General features: G+C 72.3%; 17 protein-coding genes and 1 pseudogene. 12 read left to right on the plus strand and 6 right to left on the minus strand.

Translation table 11 applies throughout. From position 1 onward, the window contains the following. Window positions 1-5 precede the first annotated feature (5 nt). The 3 genes and pseudogenes from treZ to JJJ15_RS01345 all read left to right on the plus strand — a co-directional run bounded on the left by treZ (window position 6) and on the right by JJJ15_RS01345 (window position 3,838). Window positions 6-1,746: pseudogene (treZ, locus tag JJJ15_RS01335) on the plus strand (malto-oligosyltrehalose trehalohydrolase). Between the two features lie 161 nt (window positions 1,747-1,907). Next, on the plus strand, window positions 1,908-2,549 hold the full coding sequence (locus JJJ15_RS01340) for a DUF3000 domain-containing protein (RefSeq protein WP_200511182.1): 642 nt from the start codon (window positions 1,908-1,910) through the stop codon (window positions 2,547-2,549). Then, entirely contained in the window at window positions 2,546-3,838 is a 1,293-nt protein-coding gene (locus tag JJJ15_RS01345) for an HRDC domain-containing protein (protein WP_200511183.1), read from the plus strand. Before JJJ15_RS01340 ends, JJJ15_RS01345 begins: the two co-directional genes overlap by 4 nt. A 156-nt stretch (window positions 3,839-3,994) precedes the next feature. On the opposite strand, the gene pflA is transcribed toward JJJ15_RS01345, so the two are convergent. The 4 genes from pflA to dxs all read right to left on the minus strand — a co-directional run bounded on the left by pflA (window position 3,995) and on the right by dxs (window position 9,705). After that, window positions 3,995-4,870, minus strand: a complete 876-nt coding sequence (gene pflA, locus JJJ15_RS01350; RefSeq protein ID WP_200511184.1) for a pyruvate formate-lyase-activating protein — start codon at window positions 4,868-4,870, stop codon at window positions 3,995-3,997. Between the two features lie 24 nt (window positions 4,871-4,894). After that, window positions 4,895-5,140 carry an autonomous glycyl radical cofactor GrcA2 gene (gene grcA2 / locus JJJ15_RS01355; protein ID WP_106109195.1) on the minus strand — a complete coding sequence of 82 codons (246 nt, stop codon included), beginning with the start codon at window positions 5,138-5,140 and terminating at the stop codon, window positions 4,895-4,897. 92 nt (window positions 5,141-5,232) lie between these two features. Then, entirely contained in the window at window positions 5,233-7,341 is a 2,109-nt protein-coding gene (locus tag JJJ15_RS01360; protein ID WP_200511185.1) for a pyruvate formate lyase family protein, read from the minus strand. Window positions 7,342-7,704: 363 nt separating this feature from the next. Beyond that, window positions 7,705-9,705: a 1-deoxy-D-xylulose-5-phosphate synthase gene (gene dxs / locus JJJ15_RS01365; protein WP_200511186.1), complete on the minus strand. Its 2,001-nt coding sequence runs from the start codon at window positions 9,703-9,705 to the stop codon at window positions 7,705-7,707. A 215-nt stretch (window positions 9,706-9,920) separates the two neighbouring features. Here dxs and JJJ15_RS01370 point away from each other — a divergent pair, with 215 nt between their 5' ends. Then, window positions 9,921-11,924, plus strand: coding sequence for a prolyl oligopeptidase family serine peptidase (locus JJJ15_RS01370; RefSeq protein ID WP_200511187.1), 2,004 nt, complete (start codon window positions 9,921-9,923; stop codon window positions 11,922-11,924). Continuing rightward, window positions 11,921-13,852: a chloride channel protein gene (locus JJJ15_RS01375; protein ID WP_348641484.1), complete on the plus strand. Its 1,932-nt coding sequence runs from the start codon at window positions 11,921-11,923 to the stop codon at window positions 13,850-13,852. Before JJJ15_RS01370 ends, JJJ15_RS01375 begins: the two co-directional genes overlap by 4 nt. A gap of 43 nt (window positions 13,853-13,895) precedes the next feature. Here JJJ15_RS01375 and JJJ15_RS01380 read toward each other — a convergent pair whose 3' ends face one another. Further along, a complete protein-coding gene (locus tag JJJ15_RS01380; protein ID WP_200511188.1) occupies window positions 13,896-14,372 on the minus strand; it encodes a hypothetical protein in 477 nt (158 codons plus the stop codon). 25 nt (window positions 14,373-14,397) lie between these two features. On the opposite strand from JJJ15_RS01380, the gene JJJ15_RS01385 reads away from it, so the two are divergent. The 3 genes from JJJ15_RS01385 (at window position 14,398) to sucB (ending at window position 18,996) form a co-directional block, all read left to right on the plus strand. Further along, window positions 14,398-15,927: a leucyl aminopeptidase gene (locus JJJ15_RS01385; protein WP_200512092.1), complete on the plus strand. Its 1,530-nt coding sequence runs from the start codon at window positions 14,398-14,400 to the stop codon at window positions 15,925-15,927. Between the two features lie 210 nt (window positions 15,928-16,137). Next, window positions 16,138-17,511, plus strand: a complete 1,374-nt coding sequence (lpdA, locus tag JJJ15_RS01390) for a dihydrolipoyl dehydrogenase (protein WP_200511874.1) — start codon at window positions 16,138-16,140, stop codon at window positions 17,509-17,511. Between the two features lie 39 nt (window positions 17,512-17,550). Next, complete coding sequence (sucB, locus tag JJJ15_RS01395) at window positions 17,551-18,996, plus strand: 2-oxoglutarate dehydrogenase, E2 component, dihydrolipoamide succinyltransferase (RefSeq protein WP_200511189.1); 1,446 nt, start codon at window positions 17,551-17,553, stop codon at window positions 18,994-18,996. Between the two features lie 53 nt (window positions 18,997-19,049). On the opposite strand, the gene JJJ15_RS01400 is transcribed toward sucB, so the two are convergent. Further along, complete coding sequence (locus tag JJJ15_RS01400; protein ID WP_200511190.1) at window positions 19,050-20,576, minus strand: protein kinase; 1,527 nt, start codon at window positions 20,574-20,576, stop codon at window positions 19,050-19,052. A 128-nt stretch (window positions 20,577-20,704) separates the two neighbouring features. Here JJJ15_RS01400 and lipB point away from each other — a divergent pair, with 128 nt between their 5' ends. The 4 genes from lipB (at window position 20,705) to JJJ15_RS01425 (ending at window position 24,653) form a co-directional block, all read left to right on the plus strand. Beyond that, entirely contained in the window at window positions 20,705-21,493 is a 789-nt protein-coding gene (gene lipB / locus JJJ15_RS01405; RefSeq protein ID WP_200511191.1) for a lipoyl(octanoyl) transferase LipB, read from the plus strand. Window positions 21,494-21,568: 75 nt separating this feature from the next. Further along, entirely contained in the window at window positions 21,569-22,594 is a 1,026-nt protein-coding gene (locus JJJ15_RS01410; protein ID WP_106109203.1) for a lipoyl synthase, read from the plus strand. A 43-nt stretch (window positions 22,595-22,637) separates the two neighbouring features. Continuing rightward, complete coding sequence (locus tag JJJ15_RS01415) at window positions 22,638-23,438, plus strand: DUF4191 domain-containing protein (protein ID WP_200511192.1); 801 nt, start codon at window positions 22,638-22,640, stop codon at window positions 23,436-23,438. Between the two features lie 615 nt (window positions 23,439-24,053). After that, a complete protein-coding gene (locus tag JJJ15_RS01425; protein WP_200511194.1) occupies window positions 24,054-24,653 on the plus strand; it encodes a hypothetical protein in 600 nt (199 codons plus the stop codon). The last annotated feature ends 520 nt before the right edge of the window (window positions 24,654-25,173 follow it).

A 25,173-nucleotide genomic window follows, 5' to 3' on the forward strand; every position in this document is an offset into this window, starting at 1 on the left:
CCCGCGTGCCCGTCTGGGCGCCGTCGGCCAGCCGGGTGGGGCTGGTGGTGGTCGGGCAGGAGACCACCCAGGAGGTGGACATGCTCGCCTCGCCCACGCACCCGGGCTGGTGGGTGGCCCCCTACGACCTGGATGACGGGACCCGCTACCTGCTGCGCCCCGACCACGGCCCGGCCCTGCCCGACCCGCGCAGCGCCCTCCAGCCCGAGGGCGTGGACGGCCCCTCCCAGGTGGTCGACACCACCGCCTGGGACAGGACCCTGTGGACCGACTCCGGCTGGGCGGGCCGGGAGCTGGTGGGAAGCGTCGTCTACGAGCTCCACGTGGGCACCTTCACTCCCGCCGGCACGCTCGACGGCGTCATCGAGCGCCTGCCCTACCTGGCCGAGCTGGGGGTGGACATGGTCGAGCTCATGCCCCTGGCGGGCTTCCCCGGCCGAGCTGGCTGGGGCTACGACGGGGTGGACCTGTGGGCCGTCCACGAGGCCTACGGCGGCCCGCAGGCGCTGGCCCGCCTGGTGGACGCCGCCCACGCCCACGGGCTCGGGGTGTGCCTGGACGTGGTCTACAACCACCTGGGACCCGCCGGGAACCACCTGGGGGCCTTCGGCCCCTACTTCACCGACGCCCACCGCACCCCCTGGGGCCAGGCCGTCAACTACGACCAGGCCGGCAGCGACCAGGTGCGGGCCTTCGTCATTGACTCCGCGCTGCGCTGGCTGCGGGACTTCCACGTCGACGCCCTGCGCCTGGACGCCATCCACGCCATCCACGACGACTCCCCCCCACCACGTGCTGGCCGAGATGGCCGACGCCGTCCACGCCCTGGGCGCCGAGCTGGGGCGGCCCCTGGGGCTGGTGGCCGAGTCCGACCTCAACGACGTCGGCGTCATCACCCCCACCGACGCCCCCGCCCCGGCCGCTGTGCCGAGCCTGGGGATGGACGCCCAGTGGGCCGACGACGTCCACCACGCCCTGCACATGCGCCTGACCGGGGAGAGGCAGGGCTACTACGAGGACTTCGCCGCCCCGGGGGCCTTCACCAAGGCCTACGGTCGGGTCTTCCTCCACGACGGGATCCTCTCCACCTTCCGGGGCCGGACCTGGGGCGCGCCGGTACCCCCGGGCACCGACCCGCGCCGCTTCGTCGTCTTCGGCTTCGACCACGACCAGGTGGGCAACCGCGCCACCGGGGACCGTCCCAGCGCGAGCCTGGATGACGACGCGCTGGCCGCCAGCGCGGCCCTGGTGCTGCTGTCCCCCTACACGCCCATGCTCTTTATGGGCGAGGAGTGGGGCACCCGCCGGCCCTTCCAGTTCTTCACCGACCACACCGACCCGCACCTGGCCGCCACGGTGAGCCGGGGACGCCGTGAGGAGTTCGCGGGCTTCGGCTGGGGCGCGGGCGAGATCCCCGACCCGCAGGACCCGGGGACCTTCGCCCGCTCCCACCTGGACTGGGACGAGCTCACCCAGAAGGACCACGCCCGCGTCCTGGCCTGGTACCGCAGCCTGGTGGCCCTGCGCCGCCACCTGGGCTGGGGGCGGCGTCGGCAGTGGCCCTGGGTAGAGGACGCCCTGGACGTGATCACGGTCACCTACGAGGACGTGGTGGTGGTGGCCAACCTCTCGGGTGCCACCCGCCCCGCCCCCGCCGCCCGCCAGGTCCTCCTGTCCTGGCTGCCCGTCGCCCAGGGGGCGCCAGGGACCCTGGCACCCGGCCAGACCCTGGTCGCCACCCGCTAAACGCCAACCCGCCAGCCCCGGCCAGCCCCGCCGGTCCCGCCCCGGCCAGCGACCCTGCTCGCCGGCCCCCGCAGGGCCAGCGGCGACCAGGGCGCTGCGTACCACACCCTTCCCCGGCGTGGGAACCCCGCCGCGGGCCCCGTGCTCAGTACGGTGGAGGCGTGACAAGCACAGCGGATAACCGGGGCTCAGAGAGCATCCCCGAGCGTTTTGAGGTGGCCCTCCTCAGCCTGCGCAACGCCCCGCGGCCCCGTGGCCTGGTCCTTGAGGAGGTGCCGGCCCCCCGGCTGGCCCCCTGGGCGGCGGCGCTGAGCGCGAGCACGGTGGAGACCACGCCCTCCGTCCCCCTGGCCTCCGGTCGGCTCGTGGTGCTGCACGACCCCGACGGCCAGCCCGCCTGGGACGGGGACTTCCGGCTCGTGGTGGAGGTGCGCGCCCAGATCGACGACGAGAGCGGCACGGACCCCTTCCTGGGGGCGGTCGCCTGGTCCTGGCTGACCGACTCCCTGGACGACACCGGCGCGGGCTACCACTCGCTGGTGGGCACCGTCACCCGGGCGCTGTCGGAGACCTTCGGGGGGCTGTCCCTGTCCGACGCCTGTACGCACATCGAGGTGCGCGCCTCCTGGTCCCCGCGCACCCCCGACCTGGCCCCCCACCTGCAGGCCTGGTACGAGCTCATCCACCTGGCCAGCGGGCACGAGCCCCAGCTCGCCCAGCCCCTGACCCTGGCACCGCTCGAGACGACGACGTCCACCTCCTTCCTCGCCCCGGTCACCGACCTCATGGGGGTCCTGCGGTGAGCCCTGTCCCGGCGCCCGCACCGGTCCCCGGGACGACAGCCCACCCCATCCCCGTCGAGCGCACCCGCCCCTACCTCAGGCCCGCCGAGGACCTGCCACCGGTCACGGACTCCCCCACGGCGCTGCGCGCTGCCTGCCAGGACCTGGCCGCTGGCCACGGTCCGGTGGCCGTGGACGCCGAGCGGGCCTCGGGCTTCCGCTACGGCCAGGACGCCTACCTCATCCAGCTGCGCCGTGAGGGCACCGGGACGGTCCTGGTGGATCCTCTCGGCGCCGGGGACCTGCACCCCCTGGCCAAGGTCCTGGAGGAGCCTGAGTGGATCCTCCACGCCGCGGACCAGGACCTGCCCTGCCTGGCCGAACGCGGCCTGGCTCCGCGCCGCCTGTTCGACACCGAGCTCGCCGCCCGCCTGCTGGGTCGTGAGCACGTCGGCCTGGGGGCGGTGGTCGAGGAGACCCTGGGGCTGCGCCTGGCCAAGGACCACGCCGCCGCGGACTGGTCGATCCGGCCCCTGCCGGAGTCCTGGCTGGTCTACGCCGCCCTGGACGTCGAGCTCCTCATCCCCTTGCGCCAGGCCCTGGCCCAGGAGCTCGACTCCCAGGGCAAGGCGGCCTGGGCCGCCCAGGAGTTCGAGTACGAGCGGACCCGTCCCGCGCGCTCAGCCAAGGTCGACCCCTGGCGCAAGACGCCCAAGGCCGGGCGGGCGCTGCGCAACCGTCGGTCCCTGGCCGTCCTGCGGGAGATGTGGACCGCCCGCGAGGCTCTCGCCGCCGACCTGGACATCACCCCCTCCAAGGTGCTGCCCCACCGGGCCCTGGTCACCGCCGCGATTATGCGCCCGACCTCGCGGCGCAAGCTCATGACCCTGCACGACTTCTCCTCCCGCCAAGCACGCCTGCACATGGAGACCTGGTGGCAGGCGCTTGACCGGGCCCTGGCCCTGCCGGAGGAGGAGCTGCCCCCCCTGCGCGGGCCCCTGGCGCCCGGGGAGCTGACCAGCCCGCGTTCCTGGGCGCGCCACCACACCGACGCCGCCCGCCTCCTGGACCCGGTACGGGCCGCGGTACGCCGTCGTGCCGAGGAGCTGCGGGTGCCCCAGGAGCTGCTCCTGGCGCCCGACACCCAGCGGCGCCTGGCCTGGGACCTGGGTGAGGCCGTCGCCGCCGGGGAGGACGTGGACGTACGGGCCGGGGCCGTCAAGAAGCGCCTGGCCGCCATGGACGCGCGCCCCTGGCAGGTCGAGCAGGTCGGCCCCACCCTGGCCCGCACCCTGCGCCGGGTCGTCTAGCGGCCCAGCGGCCCAGCGACACGCCGGTCAAGGGGCCGTGTCATCGCGGCCCCGCCACCAGGCGGCGCACTGGCGCTAGGCGCTCAGGGCGCCGCTGCCGCCCGGGGCGCGGCGGCGCGGCGTGACCGGCCTTAAGGAGCCGCCCCGGCCACCGGCTCAGTGGACGGTGAAGCCGTGGGAGCGGAAGATGGCACGGGTGGACTCCACGAGCTCGGGCTCGGGGGGGCGGGTGTCACGCAGCTTGTAGTCCAGGCCCAGGGTGTCCCACTTGTCGGTGCCCATCTGGTGGAAGGGCAGGACCTCCACCCGGCTGACCACGGGGCGCCAGCGCTCGATAATGCGGGCGACGTTCTCCACGTTGGCCGGGTCGTCGGTCAGGCCCGGGACCAGGACGAAGCGCGCCCAGATCTCAATACCCTTGGCAGCCAGGCGGTCGCCGAAGGCGATGGTGGGCGCCAGGGACCGTCCGGTGACCTTCTTGTAGGTCTCCTCGTCCCCGCTCTTGACGTCGAGCAGCACCAGGTCGACGTTGTCGAGCATGGCGTCGGTGGCGTTGGCGCCCAGGAAGCCGGAGGTGTCCAGACAGGTGTGGATCCCCATCTTCTTGGCCCCCTCCAGCAGGCGCGCGGCAAAGGCCGGCTGCATGAGGACCTCCCCGCCCGAGAGCGTGATACCGCCCTTGGAGGCGCGGAAGACCCCCCGGTAGCGGCGCATGCGCCGCAGCAGCTCGTCGGCCTCCACCGGCTCCCCGTCCTTCATGAGGAAGGTGTCGGGGTTGTGGCAGTACAGGCAGCGCAGCGGGCACCCGTTGAGGAAGACCGTCATGCGCGTGCCCGGGCCGTCCACCGCCGTGACGAGCTCCCAGGAGTGCACCGAGCCCAGGGTACCGGCCCGCATACGGGCCAGGCGATCCGAGCGCTCCAGGTCCGTCAGCTCCTCCAGCCCGCCGATCCCCGCCCCGCGAAGGCGGGCGGCCGGGGCCAGGAAGTCCTGGTCCCGGCCGCCCGTCACGGGGGTGATGGTCTCAGTCATCTGAGTCCTCGCCCCGACCGCGGCTCAGGCCGCGGCGTGGAAGGTGCGGTGGAGCACGTCGAGCTGCTGCTCACGGGTGAGCTTGACAAAGTTGACGGCGTAGCCCGAGACACGGACGGTGAGGTTGGGGTAGTTCTCCGGATGCTCCATGGCGTCCTCCAGGGTGGCGCGCTCGAGCACGTTGATATTGGCGTGGTACAGGCCCTTGACCCCGCCGTTCTCCTCGCGCTGGGCCTTCATGGAGGCGAGGCGCTCTTCGTAGGTAGGCATTGCTGCCGCCTTTCTGGTTGTGAGAGATGTGATGCGTCGGATAGCTCAGGACCGGGGCGGGCGCGGACCAGGCGCGTGCGCCCCGGTGCGCCTCAGGCGCAGTCCTCGGGGACGAAGCCCGCGTCGAGGATGCCCACCAGGTTGGCCACGCGCTCGTCGAGCGTGCGCCCCAGGCCCTGGGGGGTAATGGTGTTGGTCAGCGAGATGCCGTCCAGGGCGTCGTTGTAGTCCAGCTTGCCCACGCTCAGCATGGAGGCCACCATGCCGTGGGTGTCCATGCCGTTCTCCGGGTTGGCGCCCGGGGAGAAGGGGGTGCCCTTGCGGTGCCCGGAGGGGAAGGAGCCGGTGGCCTTGCCGTAGACCACGTTGGAGGTGATGGTCAGCACCGACTGGGTCGGGATGGCGTCGCGGTAGAAGGGCTGCTCCTTGATCTTGGACATAATCGTGTGGACCACGGTGGCGGCGATGTCGTCGGCGCGGTCGTCGTCGTTGCCGTAGATGGGGAAGTCGCCCTCGGTGACGTAGTCGACCACCAGGCCGGTCGCGTCGCGCACCGGGGTGACCTTGGCGTACTTAATGGCGCTCAGGGAGTCGGCCACGATGGACAGCCCCGCGATGCCGCAGCCCATGGTGCGCACAATGTCAGAGTCGTGCAGGGCCATCTCAATGGCCTCGTAGGCGTAGCGGTCGTGGCAGTAGTGGATGATGTTGAGGGCCTCGACGTAGGTGGCCACCACCCAGTCCAGCATCTTCTCGTACTTGTCCCAGACCTCGTCGAAGTCCAGGGGGCCGTCGCCCTCGATACCGGGCAGGCCGTCGACCACCAGCCGGCCGGTCATCTCGTCGCGGCCGCCGTTAATGGCGTACAGCAGCCCCTTGGCCGCGTTGACGCGGGCGCCGAAGAACTGCATCTGCTTGCCCACGCGCATAGGGGACACGCAGCAGGCGATGGCGGCGTCGTCGCCCCAGTGCTCGCGGATCTGCTCGTCGGCCTCGTACTGGATGGAGGAGGTGGTGATGGAGATCAGGGCGCAGAAGTCCTTGTATCCCTGGGGCAGGTCCTCGCTCCAGAAGATCGTGATATTGGGCTCGGGGGCCGGGCCCAGGTTGCGCAGGGTCTGCAGCAGGCGGAAGGAGGTCTTGGTGACCAGCGGGCGGCCGTCCTCGCCGAAGCCGGCGTCGGACCAGGTGGCCCAGTAGGGGTCGCCGGAGAAGATCTGGTCGTAGTCGGTGGTGCGCAGGAAGCGGGTGATGCGCAGCTTCATGACGATATTGTCAATGAGCTCCTGGGCGCGGGTCTCGTCAATGACGCCGTTGCGCAGGTCGCGCTCGAAGTAGATGTCCAGGAACCCCGAGAGGCGGCCGATGCTCATGGCGGCGCCGTCCTGGGACTTCACCGAGGCCAGGTAGGCGAAGTAGGTCCACTGCACGGCCTCGTGGGAGTCGCGCGCGGGCCCGGAGATGTCGTAGCCGTAGGAGGCGGCCATGGCCTTGAGCTTCTTGAGGGCCTTGATCTGCTCGGAGTGCTCCTCGCGGTAGCGGGCCCAGTGCTCGGAGAAGGGCTGGTCCGACACGGCGTCCTTGGCCTTCTGCTTGAGCTCGATGAGGCGGTCCACGCCGTAGAGGGCCACGCGGCGGTAGTCGCCGATAATGCGGCCGCGTCCGTAGGCGTCGGGCAGGCCGGTGATAATGTGGCTGGAGCGGGCGGCGCGGATGCGCGGGGTGTAGATGTCGAAGACGGCGTCGTTGTGGGTCTTGCGGTAGCGGGTGAAGATCTTCTTGACCTCGGGGTCGACCTCCTTGCCGGCCTCCTTAATGGCCTGCTCGACCATGCGCCAGCCGCCGTTGGGCATCATGGCGCGCTTGAGCGGGGAGTCGGTCTGGAGGCCGACGACCACGTCGTCGTCCGCGGAGATGTAGCCGGGGGCGAAGGCGTCAATGTCGGAGGGGGTGTGGGTGTCGACGTCGAGGATGCGGACCTTGCGCTCCTGGGCCAGGTAGTCCTTCTCCAGGGTGTCCCACAGGCGCAGGGTCTTGTCCGTGGGGCCGGCCAGGAACGAGGCGTCGCCGTCGTAGGGGGTGTAGTTGCGCTGGATGAAGTCGCGGACGTCAATGTCCTGCGTCCACGGCCCGGTGGCGAAGCCCTCCCAGGCGTCCCTGACGTCGTCCGCAGCGGTGGATGCTGTGACCTCGGTGGTCATCCGTGCCTCCTGTCAGTGGGCGGCCGGTGGGTCGCCCGGTGGTGGGTCGCCCCGAGGGGCGTGGCGGCCGTCCTTGCGCCGTCGGGACCCAGACTAGGCGCGTTCGCCCCCCGCCAGGGCAGAGGGTCGGAAGTCCCCCCGTGGGTTCTCTCACAGCCGCTTTCTCGGGGTTCCTCGGTAGGGACCTTAGTCCCAATACGGGGTCGTGGCGTCGTGGTCCCCGTCATGGTGGTGTTGACCCGGTAATCAGGTCGGCTCCGGCGTGAGGACCCAAGAGACGACAGGGCGCTCTAGGACACCTGTCCTACCTCCTTAAGGCCCCGGGACCGCCCCCGCGAGAGGGCCTCGCGCCTATCCGTGGGCCTAGGAACTCAGTCCTAGAGCCGGCTGAGGGGCCGGGGACCCGTCGGCCACCCGCCGGGCCAGGTCCCGGGCGCTGGCCAGGATCCCGGCCACGTCCATGCCGCAGTCGGCCAGGACCTGCTCGCGGGTGGCGGTATGCACGAACTGCCGGGGGACCCCCACCCGGGTCACCAGGGGCACGCGGTGCGCCTGACGCGCCCGGGCCTCCTGGTCGACGGCGTCACGCAGCTGGGAGCCCACGCCGCCGTCGGCCAGCCCGTCCTCGACCACCAGGACCGCCGGGGCCGCCAGGGCCGCCGCCACCAGCGCCCGGGGGACGGGGATGACCCAGCGTGGGGCCAGGACCCGCACCCGGGTCCCCTGGGCGCGCAGCCGGCGCGCGGCCTGCACGCAGGCGGTGGCCATGGGGCCCACCGCCACGACCAGCACGGTGGCGTCCTCCTCCAGGGAGCCCTCGCTCAGGACGTCCACCACGCCGAACAGGTCGTCCCCGGCGCCCGGCAGGGTGCGCAGCGCGGGCAGCGGCGCGGGCAGGCTGCCCTTGGGGTAGCGCACCACCGTGGGCCCGTCCTGGGTGGACACCGCCAGGCGCAGCGCCGAGCGCAGGGACTCCTCGTCCCGGGGGGCGGCCAGCCTCAGCCCGGGCACGTGCCCCAGGACGGCCATGTCCCACACCCCGTTGTGGCTGGCCCCGTCGGTGCCGGTGATACCCGCCCGGTCCAGGACCACGGTCACGCCCGCCCGGTGGAGCGCCACGTCCATGAGGACCTGGTCGAAGGCGCGGTTGAGGAAGGTGGCGTAGAGGGCCACCACCGGGTGCATGCCGGCGAAGGCCAGGCCGGCGCTCATGGCCAGGGCGTGCTGCTCGGCGATGCCCACGTCGATGACGCGCTCGGGCATGGCGTCGGCCAGCGGCTGGAGGCCCACGGGGGCCTGCATGGCGGCGGTGACCCCCACCACCCGCTGGTCGGCACGGGCCATCTCCACCACCTCCTCGGCGAACACGGCCGTCCACCCGAAGCGCGAGGGCACCACCGGCAGCCCCGTCTCGGGGTGGATGCGACCCACGGCGTGGAAGCGGTCAGCCACGTCCTCCTCGGCAGGGGTGTAGCCCCGGCCCTTCTGGGTGATGACGTGGACGATGACCGGCTCGGCGTACGCCCTCGCCCGGGTCAGGGCGAACTCGACGGCGATGGCGTCGTGGCCGTCCACCGGGCCGGTGTACTTAATGCCCAGGTCCTCGAAGAAGGCCGAGGGGACCAGGACGTCCTTCAGACCCCGCTTGAGGCCGTGGAGGGCGTCGAAGGCGGCCCGCCCCGGGGCGCCCTGGGACAGCAGCCCGCGCTTGATGGTCGACAGCATCCGCTCGTAGCCGGGGTTGGTGCGCAGGGCGTCCAGGTGGTGGGCCAGGCCCCCGATGGTGGGGGCGTAGGAGCGGCCGTTGTCGTTGACCACAATGACCAGGTGCTTGTCGTCGGAGTCGGCGATATTGTCCAGCGCCTCCCAGGCCATGCCGCCGGTCATGGCGCCGTCGCCGATGACCGCCACCACGTGGCGGTCCTCGTGGCCCTGGAGGCGGTTGGCCCGTGCTATCCCGTCGGCCCAGGCCAGGGAGGTCGAGGCGTGGGAGTTCTCCACGACGTCGTGCACGGACTCGGCCCGGCAGGGGTAGCCGCTGAGCCCGCCGCGCTCGCGCAGGTGGGAGAAGTCCTGGCGCCCGGTGAGGAGCTTGTGGACGTAGGCCTGGTGGCCGGTGTCGAAGATAATGGTGTCCTGGGGCGAGGAGAAGGTGCGGTGCAGGGCGATGGTCAGCTCCACCACCCCCAGGTTGGGGCCCAGGTGGCCGCCGGTGCGCGCCACCGTGGTCACCAGGTAGCTGCGTATCTCCGCGGCCAGGACCGTCAGCTCCTCGCTGGTCAGGCGCCGCAGGTCGGCGGGCTCGTGCACACCGGCGAGCAGCGGGGTGTGCGGCAGCTGGCCGAGGGCCAAGGGGTGAGTCATGTGATCCGTCCTCCCAGAGCGTGTGCGCGAGCGCGACCGGGTACCACGCCGGCCCGTCGGTGCTGTGACTCCCAGCATAGGCACTCCGCGGGCCCATGACATCCGCACCCGGTACGGGCGCGCGCCCCGCCGGCAGGCGGAGCACGTAGGCTAGGGGCCACCGGCCGACCGCCGCGGCCCGCCGCCGTCGCCCGACCCGCCCCACAGGAGGAACCATGAGCACCACCGCGCCCTACGGCACCTGGCCCTCTCCCATCACTCCCGGAACCATCACCACCCGCACGGTGCGCCTGTCCCAGGTGCGCGTGGACGGGCCGGACACCTACTGGGTGGAGCAGCGCGCCTCCCAGTCCGGGCGCCAGGTCCTCCTGCGCCGCGACGGCGACGGCCAGATCGGTGAGATCCTGCCCCTGACGCCGGTGGACGAGCTGGTGGACGTGCGCACCCGCGTCCACGAGTACGGCGGGCGCGCATACGCCGTGGACTCGGGCATTATCGTGGTCTCCCACGCCGGGGACGGGCGCCTGTACCGCTACGACGTCGCCCACCGCCTGCGCGGGCTGGTCCCGCTGACCGTCTACGGGGACGTACGCCACGGGGACCTGGAGATCGACACCGCCCGCGGCCTGGTCTACGCCGTCCGGGAGGACCACCGCGGCGACGGCGAGCCGGTCAACACCCTGGTGGCCATCCCCCTGGACGGCTCCGCGGCCCGCGACGACGCCCCGGTGCGCACGCTCATGTCGGGCACCGACTTCGTCTCCTCCCCCACCCTGTCCCCCGACGGCGAGCACCTGGCCTGGATCACCTGGGACCACCCGGACATGCCGTGGGACAACGCCGCCCTGCACGTGGGCGACCTGGGAGCGGACGGGACCGTCGGGGACCAGGTCGTCATCGACGGCGGCAGCGGGCACTCCGTGGCCGAGCCCCGCTGGACCGAGGAGTGCGAGCTCGTACACGTCTCCAACGCCTCGGGCTTCTACAACCTCTACCGCACCGAGGGGTTCCCCCGCCGGGGCACCAACCGGGAGGGGTGGACCAGCGCCCTGCGCACCCGCCCCCTCCACCCCGCCGACGCCACCTTCACCTACCCTGCCTGGCAGCTGGGTCCGCACTCCTTCGACGTGCTCGACGGGGAGCACCTCATCGCCTCCTGGGCGCGCGACGGCCTGTGGCACCTGGGCACCGTCCGCCTGTCCAACGGGGAGCTCGAGGAGTGGAACACCGGCTGGCAGCCGATGGGCAACGTCGCGGCCGCCGGGGGGCGGGTGGTCATGCTGGCGGGCAACGAGATGGCCCTGCCCTCCATTATCGAGGTCCGCCGGGGCGCGGTCCAGGTCCTGCGGGGCTCCTCGGACGTGGAGGCCCTGTCCGTGGGCGTCTCCTTCGCCGAGCCCGTGAGCTGGCCCACCTCCGGGGAGCAGACCGCCCACGGCTTCTACTACCCGCCGACGTCCACCGCCTACCAGGGTCCCGAGGGCGAGCGGCCGCCCCTGGTCGTCAACGTCCACGGCGGCCCCACGGCGTTCGTGCACGCGGGCTACGACCTGGGCATCCAGTACTGGACCAGCCGGGGGTTCGGCTACCTGGACGTCAACTACCGCGGCTCCTTCGGCTACGGCACCGCCTACCGGCACTCCCTGGCCGGCCACTGGGGGGTGGCCGACGTCGAGGACGTGGTCCACGGCACCCGGTACCTCATTGACTCGGGCCTGGTGGACCCCACGCGGGTGGCGGTGCGGGGCGTCTCCGCCGGCGGCTTCACGGTCCTGGGCGCGCTGGCGGCCTGCGACCTGTTCACCGCCGCCACGAGCGTGTGCGGCGTGGCCGACCTGGGGCTGCTGGCGCGCACCACCCACAAGTTCGAGTCACGCTACGTCCTGGGCCTGACAGGGGCGACGAGCGTGCAGGACCCCGTCCTGGCCGAGCGCTCCCCCATTAACCACGTGGACCGCATCCACGCCCCCCTGCTGCTGATCCAGGGCTCGGAGGACCCGGTGGTCCCGGCCGAGCAGGCCACCACCATGTACCAGGCGGTGCGTGACCGCGGCCTGCCGGTGGCCCTGAAGATCTTCTACGGCGAGGGCCACGGCTTCCGTATGGCCACCAGTATCCGTGGCGCCCTGGAGGCCGAGCTCAGCTTCTACTGCCAGGTCTGGGGCCTGGACCGCAGCGAGGAGACCAGCAAGGTGGCCGTGGAGAACCTGGGGCAGTGAGACAGGAGCCGTCAACAGGCAGCGGGGGCGGGGAGGCGCACCGGCCCGGCGCCTGGCGATCCGTCCGGATCTGGGCCCGCACGGCCCGCCAGTCGGCGTGGCCCCGCCTGAGGCAGGACCTCCTGGGGATCCTGCGCTACCACCGCTCGGGCCTGTTCGTCCTGGCCGTCCTGGTGGGCCTGACCGCGGGCGGCGGGGCCGTGCTGTTCCGGCTGGGTATCGACGCCTGGACGAGCCTGCTCACCGGGGCCCAGGACTACACCCGCTCCCTGGGCCCCTCCGTGGGGCTCCTGAGCCCTGCCGGGACGTGGTTCGTGCTCCTGGCCCCGCTCGTCTCCGGCCTGCTGGTGGGGCCGGTCATGGCCCTGGCCGGGCGCACCCCCACCGGCCACGGGGTGGGCGGGGTCATCTGGTCGGCGCGCCGCGGCGACGGGACCATGGCCCCGCTGCCCGCCCTGGCCTCCACCGTGTCCGCCACCCTGACCATCGGAGGGGGCGGCTCGGTGGGTCCGGAGGGGCCTATCGCGGAGCTCGGGGCCAGCGCCGCCGCCCTGTTCGGGCGCCGCCTGGGCCTGCCCGCACGCTGGCTGAGGCTGCTGGCGGCCTCGGGGACGGCGGCGGGGATCGCCGCGGCCTTCAACGCCCCGCTGGCGGGGGCGTTCTTCGCCCTGGAGGTGGTCCTGGCCGACTTCACGGTGGACGCCTTCGCCTTCGTGGTGCTCTCCTGCGTCTCGGCCACCGTGCTGTCCCACCACCTGCTGGGCACCACCCTGTCCCTGTCCCTGCCGGTGCTCAACCTGGGCGGTGACACCGAGCTGGGGTGGGTGGGCCTGCTGGGCGTGGCCGGGGGCGTCGTCGGCGTGCTGTTCTCGCGGTGCCGCTTCCTGCTGGCCGACGCCGCCGCCCGTCTCCTGGCCCGGGTCCCGGTCTGGCTGCGTCCGGGGGTCGGGGGCCTGGGGGTGGGGCTCTTCCTGCTGCTCGTCCCCGAGGTCTACGGGGAGTCCTCGGCGGTCCTGGACCGGGCCCTGGACAACCGGTACACCGTCCTGATGCTCGTGGGGCTGACCGCGGCCAAGGTACTGGCCACCAGCCTGACCCTGGGGGTCGGCTTCGTGGGCGGGGTGTTCGCCCCCTCCCTGTTCGTCGGCGGGACCCTGGGGGCCGCCTTCGGCACGGCGGTCATGCCCGGGCTGCCCGCGGCACCGACGGTCTTCGGGGTCATCGGCATGGGGGCGGTCTTCGCCGGGGCGGCCCGGGCCCCGATCACCGGGGTCATCCTCATTATCGAGATGACCAGCCAGTACCGGCTCCTGCTGCCCCTCATGCTGGCCGTGGTCCTGGCCACCACGACGAGCCGGTTCCTGACCCGCACCACCATCTACACCGAGGAGCTGCGGCGTCGGGGCGAGGACGTGGACGACCCGGTGCGCGGGACGGTGGTGGGGCGCAGGACGGCCGGTGACCTCATGCAGGACCCCCCGGCCCTGCTGACCCCGGCCATGAGCCTGCGCCAGGCCGCCAACGTGCTGCGCTCCTCGGGCTCCTCGGTCCTGCCCCTGGTGGACCCCGACGAGGGCGGCCACGGGCGCCTGCGGGGCTGCGTGAGCGCCGTGGCGGTGGCCGAGGCGGTCCTCTCGCGCTCCCCGGAGGAGCCGGTCGGCGACCTGGAGGTGGTCACCGACCACCTGGACGTGCACGACGGCGCCACCGCGGTCCTGGGCGCCCTGGTGCGGACCCGGGCCGACGGGCTGCCCGTGACCCGTCGGCGGGACGACGGCTCGTCGGAGCTGGTGGGCTGGGTGGACCAGGAGGAGATGGTGCGGCGCCTGTACCGCCACCAGCACGCCGCCCTGGAGGCCGCCCAGACGCGCACGAGCCTGGGGGCCCGGACCCAGACCTGGTGGCGCGCCCGGCGCGCACGCCGCTAGGGCGCGGCCCCGCCGGCCCGCCAGCCGCCCCGCCGGTGGGCCCTCAGCGGTCCTGGCGCTCGGCGCGCACCACAATGCGCCGCGGGTCGCTCATCCACATCCACACCCCGGCGACCACGGGGGCCACCAGGGGCACGAACCACAGGTGGCGGCCGCCGTCGAGCCACACGGAGGACTCCAGGTCGGGGGCCAGCCCGGCGGCGGTGACGACGCCCAGGAGCACCGCGCCGGTGAGCAGGGCCGTCAGGCAGATCCAGCCCACAATGCGCATGCGTCGCCCGTTGTGGGCCACGCACACCGCCAGGAGCAGGTAGAGCAGGCCGGCCACGACGTTAATGACGCCCACCACCGGGTCCTGGGACGGCTCGCGGATGAGGGCGACGAGCGCGGGCACGAAGATGACCAGCCCGACCAGGGCGAAGAAGGCCACCAGGAGGCGGCCCCAGCCGTGGGCGGGACGACGGCGGTCCTCCACCCCCCGTACCTGGGGCCTGCTGGTCTGGTGCTCCTCTTTCCTCACCGGACCGACGTTACCATTGGGTCCCGTGACCACTCTCAGCCTCGCCCCGACCCCCTGCGACCCGGCCCCCCAGGTCCTGGTCCTGGCCGCCGTGCCCGCCGGCCCCGACGCCGTACACGTCCTGGCCGACGGCGCCCTGACCGACGGCCTGGACCTGCCCGCCCTGGAGGCCCTGCTGCCCACGCTCGGCTTCACCGGCGACCTCGACGCCGTGGTGCGCCTGCCCGCCTCCGCCGTGGCCCCCCGGCCCCCGGCCCCGACCCTGCTGGTGGTCGGTGCCGGCCGTGAGCTGGAGCGGGCCCAGGGCGACGCCGCGGCCCAGGGTGACGCCGTCGCCCTGGGCGGGGACGAGGCCGGTGTCCTGCGCCGCCTGGCCGGTCGGGCCGCCCGGGAGCTGGCTGGCGTCGACACGGCCGCCCTGGCCCTGCCGGCCGACACCCCGGCCCGCGCCGCCGCCCTGGCCCAGGGGGTCCTGCTGGGCGCCTACGCCTGGGCGGGCAAGGTCCCCGCCCCGACCCCGCCGCTGTCCCAGGCCACCGTGCTCACCGGCCTGGACGACGCCACCGGCGGGATCCGGGCCCGCGCCCAGGTGCTGGCCGAGGGCGTCGCCCTGGTGCGCGACCTGGTCAACGAGCCCCCGAACCGCCTGACCCCCGCCCGCCTGGCCGCCCAGGCCGCGTCCCGGGGGCGCCAGGAGGCCCTGGACGTGGAGGTCCTGGACGAGGCGGCCCTGGAGGAGGGCGGGTTCGGCGGCCTGCTGGGGGTGGGCCAGGGCTCGGTGAACCCGCCCCGCCTGGTGCGCCTGGAGTGGGCGCCCGACCACGCGGCCGCCCACGTGGCGCTGGTGGGCAAGGGCATCACCTTCGACTCCGGGGGCCTGAGCCTGAAGCCGGCCGCCTCCATGCCGGAGATGAAGTCCGACATGGCGGGCGCCGCCACGGTCCTGGCCGCCGTCACCGCCGCAGCGCGCCTGGGCCTGCCTGTGCGGGTGACCGCCTGGCTGGCCCTGGCCGAGAACCTGACCGGCGGCGGCGCCCAGAGGCCCAGCGACATCCTCACCATGTACGACGGCACCACCGTGGAGGTCACCAACACCGACGCCGAGGGCCGCCTGGTCATGGCCGACGCCCTGGCGCGCGCCGTCCAGGAGCACCCGGACACGGTCCTGGACGTGGCCACCCTCACCGGCGCCCAGCTCGTGGCCCTGGGCGAGCGCACCGCCGGGGTCATGGGCACCCCCGCCGTGCGTGACGCCGTCGTGGACGCCGCCCGGGCCGCCGGGGAGGCCTTCTGGCCCATGCCCCTGCCCGAGCACCTGGGCTCGGTCCTGGAGAGCCCCTACGCCACCCTGCGCAACGCCGCCACGGGCACGCGCTGGGGCGGGATGCTCACCGCGGGGCTGTTCCTGCGCGAGTTCACCGCCACCACCCCGTGGGCGCACCTGGACATCGCCGGGCCGGCCTTCAACGACGGCGCCCCGTGGGGCCACACCCCCACCGGGGGCACCGGCATGGGGGTGGCCACCCTCGTGGCCTTCCTGGAGGCCCAGGGCTGAGGCCACCGGACCCGCTGGTGGCGCGGGCGCCCCGACGGCGTATGCGGACGGGTGCGCACCCAGTAAGTGATAAGTATCATATCACTTCTGGGACTCTCGTCCCGCGCACCAGCCTCCTCACGGACGTGGACGGGGTGGCGGGATGGAAGAATGACCGGCGTGCCGCACCGCCCCGACCAGGCGGTGGACGTCGATCACAAGGAGTTTTTCGTGACAGACACCGTCTACGACATGGTCGTCCTGGGCGCCGGCTCAGGCGGCTACGCCGCCGCCCTGCGCGGTGCCCAGCTGGGTCTGAGCGTCGCCCTCATCGAGGCGGACAAGGTCGGGGGGACCTGCCTGCACCGGGGCTGCGTGCCCACCAAGGCGCTGCTGCACGCCGCCGAGACCGCCGACGCCGTGCGCGAGGCCGCCGCCGTCGGTGTCAGGGCCGCCTTCGAGGGCGTGGACATGCCCGGCGTCCAGGCCTACAAGAACGGCATCGTCTCGCGCATGTACAAGGGCCTGCAGGGCCTGGTCTCCTCCCGGGGCATCGACCTGGTCCGGGGCTGGGGCCGCCTGGTGGACGCGAGCACCGTCGAGGTCGACGGGCGCCGCGTCACCGGGCGCAACGTGGTGCTGGCCTCCGGCTCCTGCGCCAGGACCATGGGCCAGGAGATCTCCGGGGGCGTGATCACCTCCGAGCAGGCCCTGGAGATGGACCACGTGCCGGCCTCGGCCGTCGTGCTGGGCGGCGGGGTCATCGGCGTGGAGTTCGCCTCCGCGTGGGCCTCGATGGGCAGCCGGGTCACCATTATCGAGGGCCTGGACCACCTGGTGCCGGGTGAGGACGAGGCCGTCTCCAGGCAGCTCGAGCGCGCCTTCCGCAAGCGCAGGATCGCCTTCAGGACGGGCACGATGTTCGAGTCCGTGACGCGCCACGACGGCGGCGTGAGCGTGCGCACCGCCGACGGCAGGACCTACGACGCCGAGGTCCTCCTCATTGCCGTGGGCCGCGGTCCGGCCACCGCGAACCTGGGCTACGAGGAGGTCGGGGTCGCCATGGACCGCGGCTTCGTCCTGGCCGACGCTTACGGGCGCACCAACGTGCCGGGCGTGTGGGCCGTGGGCGACATCGTCCCCGGCGTCCAGCTGGCCCACCGCGGCTTCGCCCAGGGCATCGTGGTGGCCGAGACGATCGCGGGCCTGGACCCGCGCCCGGTGGACGACGCGCTGGTCCCCAGGGTCACCTTCTGCTCACCCGAGATCGCCTCGGTGGGGCTGAGCGAGGCCAGGGCCGTCGAGATCCACGGCCGGGAGAACGTCGTCACGGCGGAGTTCAACGTGGCGGGCAACGCCAGGAGCCAGATCCTGAGCACGCAGGGGTTCGTCAAGCTCGTCTCCCTCAAGGACGGCCCGATCCTCGGCTTCCACGCCATCGGCGCCCGTATGGGCGAGCAGGTGGGCGAGGGCCAGCTCATGGTCTCCTGGGAGGCCTGCGCCGACGACGTCGCCTCCCTGGTGCACGCCCACCCCACCCAGAACGAGACCCTCGGCGAGGCCGCCATGGCGCTCGCCGGCAAGCCGCTGCACAACCACGGCTGACCCAGTACACCAGGCAGACAGAGAGTAAGGGAGACAGCAATGTCCAAGTCCGTGAAGATGCCCGCCCTGGGCGAGTCCGTCACCGAGGGGACCGTCTCGTCCTGGCTCAAGGCCGTGGGGGACACCGTCGAGGCCGACGAGCCCCTGCTGGAGGTCGCCACCGACAAGGTGGACACGGAGGTCCCCTCCCCCGCCTCCGGGGTCCTGCTGGAGATCCGCGTGGCCGAGGACGAGACCGTCGAGGTCGGCACCGTCCTGGCCGTCATTGGCGACCCCTCCGAGGCCCCGGCCGCACCAGCGCCCACCCCGGCACCCGCACCGGCACCGGCGCCCGCCCCAGTACCGGCACCAGCACCTACGCCCACGCCGGCACCCGCGCCTGCTCGGGTGCCCGCCCCGGCACACGTGGTCCCCGCACCCGTGGCGACCACCCCCGTGGTCGCCGCGCCCTCGGCCCCGGCCAGGGCCGTGAGCGAGGCCCCGGCCCCCTCCGCCTCGGCGGTGGCCAGCGCCGCCTACGTCACCCCGATCGTGCGCAGGCTCGCCCGCGAGAAGGGCGTGGACCTGACCACGGTCACCGGTACCGGCGTGGGAGGCCGCATCCGCAGGCAGGACGTCGAGGCCGCCGCGAAGGCCCTTGAGGCGGCCCGCCGGGCCGAGGAGGCCGCGAAGGCCGAGAGGGAGGCGAAGGCCGCGAAGGCCGCTGCCGGCCCTGAGCCCGTCGCACCGGCGCCCGCCAAGGCGGCCAAGGTCGTGCCGGACACCACGCTGCGCGGCAGGACCGAGAAGATGAGCCGCCTGCGCCAGGTCATCGCCGAGCGCATGATCAACTCCCTGAGCACCTCCGCCCAGCTGACCACCGTGGTCGAGGTGGACGTCACCCGCGTGGCCGCCCTGCGGGCCCGGGCCAAGGACGACTTCCTGACCAGGAACGGCACCAGGCTCACTTTCCTGCCCTTCTTCGTGGCGGCGGCCACCGAGGCCCTCAAGGCCCACCCGAAGCTCAACGCCACCATTGACGGCAAAGACGTCACCTACCACGACGTCGAGCACGTGGGCATTGCGGTGGACACCCCCCGCGGCCTGCTGGTGCCGGTGGTCAGGAACGCCGGGGACCTCAATATCCCCGGCCTGGCCAGGCGCATTAACGACCTGGCGGCCCGCACCCGGGAGAACAAGGTCAACCCCGACGAGCTGTCCGGCTCCACCTTCACCATTACCAACACCGGCTCCGGCGGGGCCCTGTTCGACACCCCGATTATTAACCAGCCCGAGGTGGCCATCCTGGGCCTGGGCGCCATCCAGAAGCAGCCCAGGGTCGTCAAGGACGCCGACGGTGGCGACGTCATTGCCATCCGCTCGGTGTGCTACCTGTCCCTGTCCTACGACCACCGCCTGGTTGACGGAGCCGACGCCGCCCGCTACCTCATGGCCGTCAAGCGGCGCCTGGAGGAGGGCGACTTCGCCGGCGAGCTCGGCCTGTGAGACCGGGCCGCTAGGGGACGCGGTCGGGGTCACGCCACCGGAGCGGCCCCGGCTCAGGAGCCAGCGGCTCTCACGTCGGCCACCCGCCACGGCCCGGGGACGAGGACGAGGACCACGTCCCGGGCGCCCTGGGCCGGGACCGTGCGGGTCCCGTCCTGCGAGGTGCGGGTGGAGGGGTCCTGGGCCTGGGTGACCCGCACCGCGACCGCCCCGGGCCAGGTGGCCGCCGCGTCCGGCGGGACGGTGACGGCCTGGACCTGGGAGACGGAGGTATGCAGGTCCCCCACCTGCTCCCCCGCCTGGGTCAGGGCGTCGAGGAGCCCGGCGTCCGCCGCCGCGGCCGGGGAGCCGGGGACCGTGGTGGCGGCCAGGGCCTGGGCGTCCCCGGCCACCAGGGCGGCGTCACGGGCCGCGCACAGGGCCACGACGACGCCGCTCAGGGGCTCACCGGCCTCCGCGGAGGCGGTGGCCGGCACCTGCGGGACCGCCTCCGGTCCCGCCTGCCCCGGCCACCACAGGCCCCTGGTGGCCGCCAGCGCCAGGCCGGTGGCCACCACCGCCACCAGGACCGCCAGGACCGCGCGGCGCCTGCCCGGTCGGCTACGGCCCCCGTGGGCGGGCGCCACCGCCCCGGGGTCCTGGCGGTGCCCGCCGCGCCGCCCGCCGCGCCCCCGCCCCGTCTCAGGGCGCCGGGATCCTCCGGGGCGACGTCGGCTGGGCACCTCCCGCGTAGGCGTGGCGGCGGCGGCCCGCAGGGCCCCGGCAGCCAGGTGCGCGCCGTCGGGCAGCTCAATGGTCCCGACCTCGCCGACCTCCGGGGCGCGGGCGGCCAGGTCCCGTGCGCTGGGGCGGCGCTCCGGGTCGGGGTCCAGGGCGTCGGCCAGGATCCTCTCCAGCTGCTCGCCACCGGCCCCGGGCCCGGCGCAGTCGCGCACCAGGGCCGCCAGGGAGTACACGTCCGAGGCGGGTGTGGCCGGGCTACCGGCCAGGCGCTCGGGAGCGGCGAAGCCCTCGGTCCCGGTCTCCATGACCCCGCCCAGGAGGTCAATGAGCACGGGGTGCCCGTCCAGGGCGACGACCACGTTGCCCGGCGCCACGTCACCGTGGGTCAGGCCCTGCTCGGCCAGGTGGGCCAAGGCCGAGCCGACGACGTCCAGGAGCGTGGCGCACTCCTGGTCGCCCAGGCACCCCCGCGCCCCGAGCACCACGGCCAGATCCGCCCCCGCCACGAGCTCGACGCTGACCACCGCCCTCTCCCCGGGCAGGGCGATGACCTCGTGGACCGGGGCGATCCCCGGGTGCCGCAGGCGGCGCAGGGCGCTGAGCCGCTCCAGGACCCGGTTGCCGGCCGGGCCCCGGGGCAGGTCGAGGAGGTGGACGGACACGGCCCGGTCCCGGCGGTCCAGGCCCCTAACGGACGTGGGCCGCCCCGGACGCCTGCCGCCCAGGGGCTCTCCCAGGGTGAGCCCGGCGGCGGCGAGGATCCTCAGGGCGTCGGCGTCCAGGCCCAGGGACGGGTCCGGGGCGGGACGACGGCGTCGGGAACCTGAGGACGGACGGACGCGACGGTGCGTGCTCATGCCTCTATGATGACCCACCCTGAGTGCCGACGCCATCCTTTCAGCATGTTTGCCACTAGTCTCTGTCGCTGAATCCTCTCCCAGCCGGGCCCGGGCGGGCCTGACGTCCTACGGCGTAGCCTGCGGGCGTGGAACGTATGGAGGTCGGCCTGGGCCGACGGCTGGTGCCCTACCGGGAGGGCTGGGACCTCCAGCGCGCCGTCCACGCCCAGGTGGCGGCCGGGACGCGCCCCTCGACGCTCATCGCCCTGGAGCACGAGGACGTCTACACGGTGGGGCGGCGCACCCGCTCCTGGGAGCGCCCGGCCGGGGACTTCGTGGAGCCCGGCCACGTCCCGGTCATCGACGTGGACCGCGGAGGCAAGACCACCTGGCACGGCCCGGGCCAGCTCACCGTCTACCCCGTGGTGCGCCTGGCCCACCCCGTCGACGTCATCGCCTACGTGCGCGCCCTGGAGGCCGCGGTCATGGAGGTCTGCGCCGCCCACGGGGTGGGCACCACCCACGTGGAGGGGCGCTCGGGGGTGTGGGTGCCCCCTCCCGACGCCTCAGGCGCGCCCGGGCCGAACGCGGACCGGGGCACGCGGGCCAGCGGGGGCACCGACGTGGCGAGGGGGCGCGGAGAGAAGAAGATCTGCGCCCTGGGGGTGCGGGTGGCCCGGGGCGTGACCATGCACGGCATCGGTCTGAACGTGTGCCCGGACCTGGCCGTCTTCGACCTGGACCGGATCGTGCCCTGCGGCATCCGGGACGCCGGGGTCACCTCCCTGGCGGCGCAGGCCGGCCCCGCGGCGAGCTCCTGCCTGCGGGCGGCGGACCTGAGCGCGCAGGTGCTCACCGCCCTGGAGACCCACCTGGCGCCGCTGGTGGCGGACCCCACACCCCGGCCACCCAGCGACCTGGGCCTGAAGTCCTAGACCGGGTGCTGGCGGGCATAGACTCGACCCGTAAGCGTCGGCGCCCGCACCGCGGCCACCACCGAGGAGGACCGGATGACCAACACCGTGGCCCCTGAGGGGCGCAGGCTCCTGCGCGTCGAGGCCCGTAACGCGCAGACCCCCATTGAGCACAAGCCCGACTGGCTGCGCACCCGGGCGGTGGTCTCCTCCACCTACCAGGAGGTGCGCGGGCTGGTACGTCAGAAGCGGCTCCACACCGTGTGCGCGGAGGCCAACTGCCCCAACGTCTACGAGTGCTGGAACGACCGCGAGGCCACCTTCCTGGTGGGCGGGCAGACGTGCACGCGCCGCTGCGACTTCTGTGACATCGCCACCGGCCGGCCCACCGAGTTCGACGCCGACGAGCCCCGCCGCGTGGCCGTGTCCGTCCACGAGATGGGGCTGCGCTACGCCACCGTCACCGGCGTGGCCCGCGACGACCGGCCCGACGGCGCGGCCTGGCTCTACGCCGAGACCGCCCGCCAGATCCACAGCCTCTGCCCGGGCACCGGCGTGGAGCTCCTGATCCCCGACTTCAGGGGGGAGGAGTCGGCCCTGGCGGAGGTCTTCTCCTCCCGCCCCGAGGTGCTGGGCCACAACCTGGAGACGGTCCCGCGCGTCTTCAGGCGTATCCGTCCGGCCTTCTCCTACCGGGGCTCCCTGGAGGTCATCCGGGCGGCCAGCGAGGCGGGCCTGGTGACCAAGTCCAACCTCATCCTGGGCATGGGCGAGACCCGGGAGGAGGTCGAGCAGGCCCTGGCGGACCTGGTGGAGGCCCGCTGCGACATCCTGACCATCACCCAGTACCTGCGCCCCTCCAGGCTGCACCACCCCATTGACCGCTGGGTCAAGCCCCAGGAGTTCGTCGAGCTCAGCCGCCTGGCCGAGGACCTGGGGTTCGCCGCCGTCATGAGCGGGCCCATGGTGCGCTCCTCCTACCGCGCCGGCATGCTCTGGGGCCGGGCCATGGTCAGGCGCGGCCTGCCGGTCCCGCCCCACCTGGCCGCCCTGGCCGAGCCGGTCACGGCCCGCCAGGAGGCCTCCTCCCTCGTGGCCCGGGGGCTCGGGGGCTCGTCGTAGGGGGCGGGGAGAAGGGCGACGCCGTCGTCTATCCTTGGGGACCGTGAGCACCTCTCCCGCCTCCAAGCCCAAGAAGAAGCGCCGCCTGGCCACGTACCTCCAGAACATCAAGGACTCGTACACGATCTCACGGCGCACCTACCCCTGGGTGGGGTGGGCCATGCTCGGGGCCGTGGCCGCGGTCCTGGCCCTGGCGGTGCTGCTGACGTTCCTGACCAGCATGTCCCTGTGGTACTGGCTCTTCCTGGGCGTCCTGGTGGCGCCCGTGGCGGCCCTGGTCATCCTGTCCTGGACGGTCCGGCGCGCCTCCTACACCCAGATCGAGGGGGTGCCCGGGGCCGCCAAGGCCGTCCTGGACCAGATCAAGCGGGGCTGGTACATCGAGGAGCAGCCCGCGGCGGTCAACCCCAAGACCCAGGACGTGACCTGGCGCGCCATCGGGCGCCCCGGCGTGGTGCTCATTGTGGAGGGCCCGGCGGGACGCACCCAGAAGATGGTTACCGACGAGCGCAAGAAGGTCACCCGCGTCCTGCCCACCGTGCCGCTGCACGTCATTAACGTGGGCACCGCCCCGGGGCAGGTGCAGCTGATCGACCTGGAGAGGACCATGCGCAGGCTCGGCACCGGGCCCTCCCGGCTCACCCGCCTGCGCCGGACCCTGGTCTACATGGTCCGGCACCGTCGGCGCCCCGAGCGCACGCCCCGGCCCACCCGGCTCACCGACGCCGAGATCACCCAGGTCTCCAACCGCCTGTCCTCCCTGTCGGCCAAGGGCCTGCCCATCCCCAAGGGCGTGGACCCCGCCCGCGTCCGCCCCGACCGCCGCGCCCTGCGCGGGCGCTGAGGGCCGGCGCCCGGCGCCGTTGAGAAGTCAAGGTACTCGTAGCTACGCCAGAGGACGTGGACGACGATGACCGAGAAGGTAACCACCCTGATCCGGACCCGCACCACGACGTCCGGCACGCCCTTGCAGCCTCAGCCTTTTCCCATGCAGGGAAGTAGGCGCCAGCAGGCCCCCTCATCCTCAGCCTCGTCCCCGGTGACACGGCACGGTTGCTTGAGCCGTTCTGCGGCTCCGCAGCGGTCAGTATCGGTGCGCGAGCCCGTCGCCCCGGGCTCCCGGTGACCATCTCCGACACGAACCAGAGCATTACCAACCTGTGGGAGTCAATCGTCAGGTCACCCAACGCACTGGCAGACGGGTACGAGACGGTGTGGGAGGCCCAGTTCTCAGGGCCGGAAACGGATCCCGGCGCCTACTTCAGCATGGTACGAGCACGTTATGGCTGGAGTTATACAAGGTCAGTGTGTGGTTGGTGGGTGGTCGGGGGTGGTGGGGGTGAAGCACCCGTAGCGGGCGGTGCCGGTGGCCTTCACTTGATGTCGCAGAAAAATGGTCTGATAAAACAGGGAATAGAATAGTCGAAATAAATTTATCCACAAGTAAAAGGAGAGTGAGATGATAAACCAAGATCTGCGAGAGCACGCAATTAATATTGCAGTAAAGCTGCGCATGGGAGAGAATGTGGACTGTCAAGAGCATACTGCCCTAATAGACGAACTCGTGAGTGCAGGGCGTCTATGGAGAAAGACGCATCAGGTGGACCTAAAGACCGCACAGACGCTCGCTTCACTATATCCTTCAATGTACGGTGCGGCAGCTCTGTACGAAGAAGATAAAAATGAGGTTGAAGCAGCTGCCTATAAAATCCTTAAAACAATGATTCATGAAATGTCTGAACAATATGACTCCGAAATCTATAATACGTTCCTTACAGATTACGACATAAGAATAAAGACCGTACTGGATGAAACAATTGTGAGCATAAAAAAGCATCAGGGCGTTTCCCTCGAACGTCTGACAAATGAGATAAGACTGGCGTCAAGATACTGGAAAAAAGCGGGTTTCATAAACCCTTACATACTCTGTAAACTAATTTCTGTGTACCCTTTCCTGGTGCACAAGTATGTCTGTGACACAAAATTTACTGAGATTTTCCATGCCGAATCCGTGGAGAGACTTCAAGATCACATTGAAATTGCATTAGAGGCGAATTGATATCGTTTGAACAGAATAAGATCTGGTTGTGGGGTGAATCGGGGCGGGAAGGTGTCTCCCCCGTAAGGTACGGTCCCTGGTTCTCTTAAGTGTGGCTGCCTGAATGTTGCCTGTGTCCTTCTCGGCCCCGCCCCGGACATGTTCTACGGGGCCAGAGGCTTAGTGCGTAGGAGGACGTGCCTGACCGGGCGCACCCGGTGAGGGCCCAGGCCGGTCCTCCCGAGGTCCTCCTGGACCCCCTTGGACGTGTGCCAGCCTGCGACTGCCCGGACGCTCATTCCTCGGATTGTTCACCTGCTTTCCCGGTACTTTCCCCAGCCGACTTACACGACCACCTGTCATTTCCGTGAGCGGCCGCCTCCGCACCTGCTCGCAGATTCCTCGCCACGGCGGTGCACGTTCTCACAAACCGTCCAACACAGCCTATGGGGGAGCGTCTTCTGGCACCTCGCCACGATTTTGCCGGGAGCAGGTCAGGGGGCTAGCCTGGAGGACGCCGTTATCCTCCAATGACGTTAGG

Source organism: Actinomyces sp. HMT897 (genome assembly GCF_016626125.1).
Taxonomy (GTDB): domain Bacteria; phylum Actinomycetota; class Actinomycetes; order Actinomycetales; family Actinomycetaceae; genus Actinomyces.

Excerpts from the sequence above, each read along its gene's own strand:
- sucB (WP_200511189.1), top strand. The coding sequence starts at position 17,551 with ATGTCCAAGTCCGTGAAGATGCCCGCCCTGGGCGAGTCCGTCACCGAG.
- JJJ15_RS01410 (WP_106109203.1), top strand. The coding sequence starts at position 21,569 with ATGACCAACACCGTGGCCCCTGAGGGGCGCAGGCTCCTGCGCGTCGAG.
- JJJ15_RS01360 (WP_200511185.1), bottom strand. The coding sequence starts at position 7,341 with ATGACCACCGAGGTCACAGCATCCACCGCTGCGGACGACGTCAGGGAC.
- grcA2 (WP_106109195.1), bottom strand. The coding sequence starts at position 5,140 with ATGCCTACCTACGAAGAGCGCCTCGCCTCCATGAAGGCCCAGCGCGAG.
- dxs (WP_200511186.1), bottom strand. The coding sequence starts at position 9,705 with ATGACTCACCCCTTGGCCCTCGGCCAGCTGCCGCACACCCCGCTGCTC.
- JJJ15_RS01370 (WP_200511187.1), top strand. The coding sequence starts at position 9,921 with ATGAGCACCACCGCGCCCTACGGCACCTGGCCCTCTCCCATCACTCCC.
- JJJ15_RS01400 (WP_200511190.1), bottom strand. The coding sequence starts at position 20,576 with ATGAGCACGCACCGTCGCGTCCGTCCGTCCTCAGGTTCCCGACGCCGT.
- JJJ15_RS01425 (WP_200511194.1), top strand. The coding sequence starts at position 24,054 with ATGATAAACCAAGATCTGCGAGAGCACGCAATTAATATTGCAGTAAAG.
- pflA (WP_200511184.1), bottom strand. The coding sequence starts at position 4,870 with ATGACTGAGACCATCACCCCCGTGACGGGCGGCCGGGACCAGGACTTC.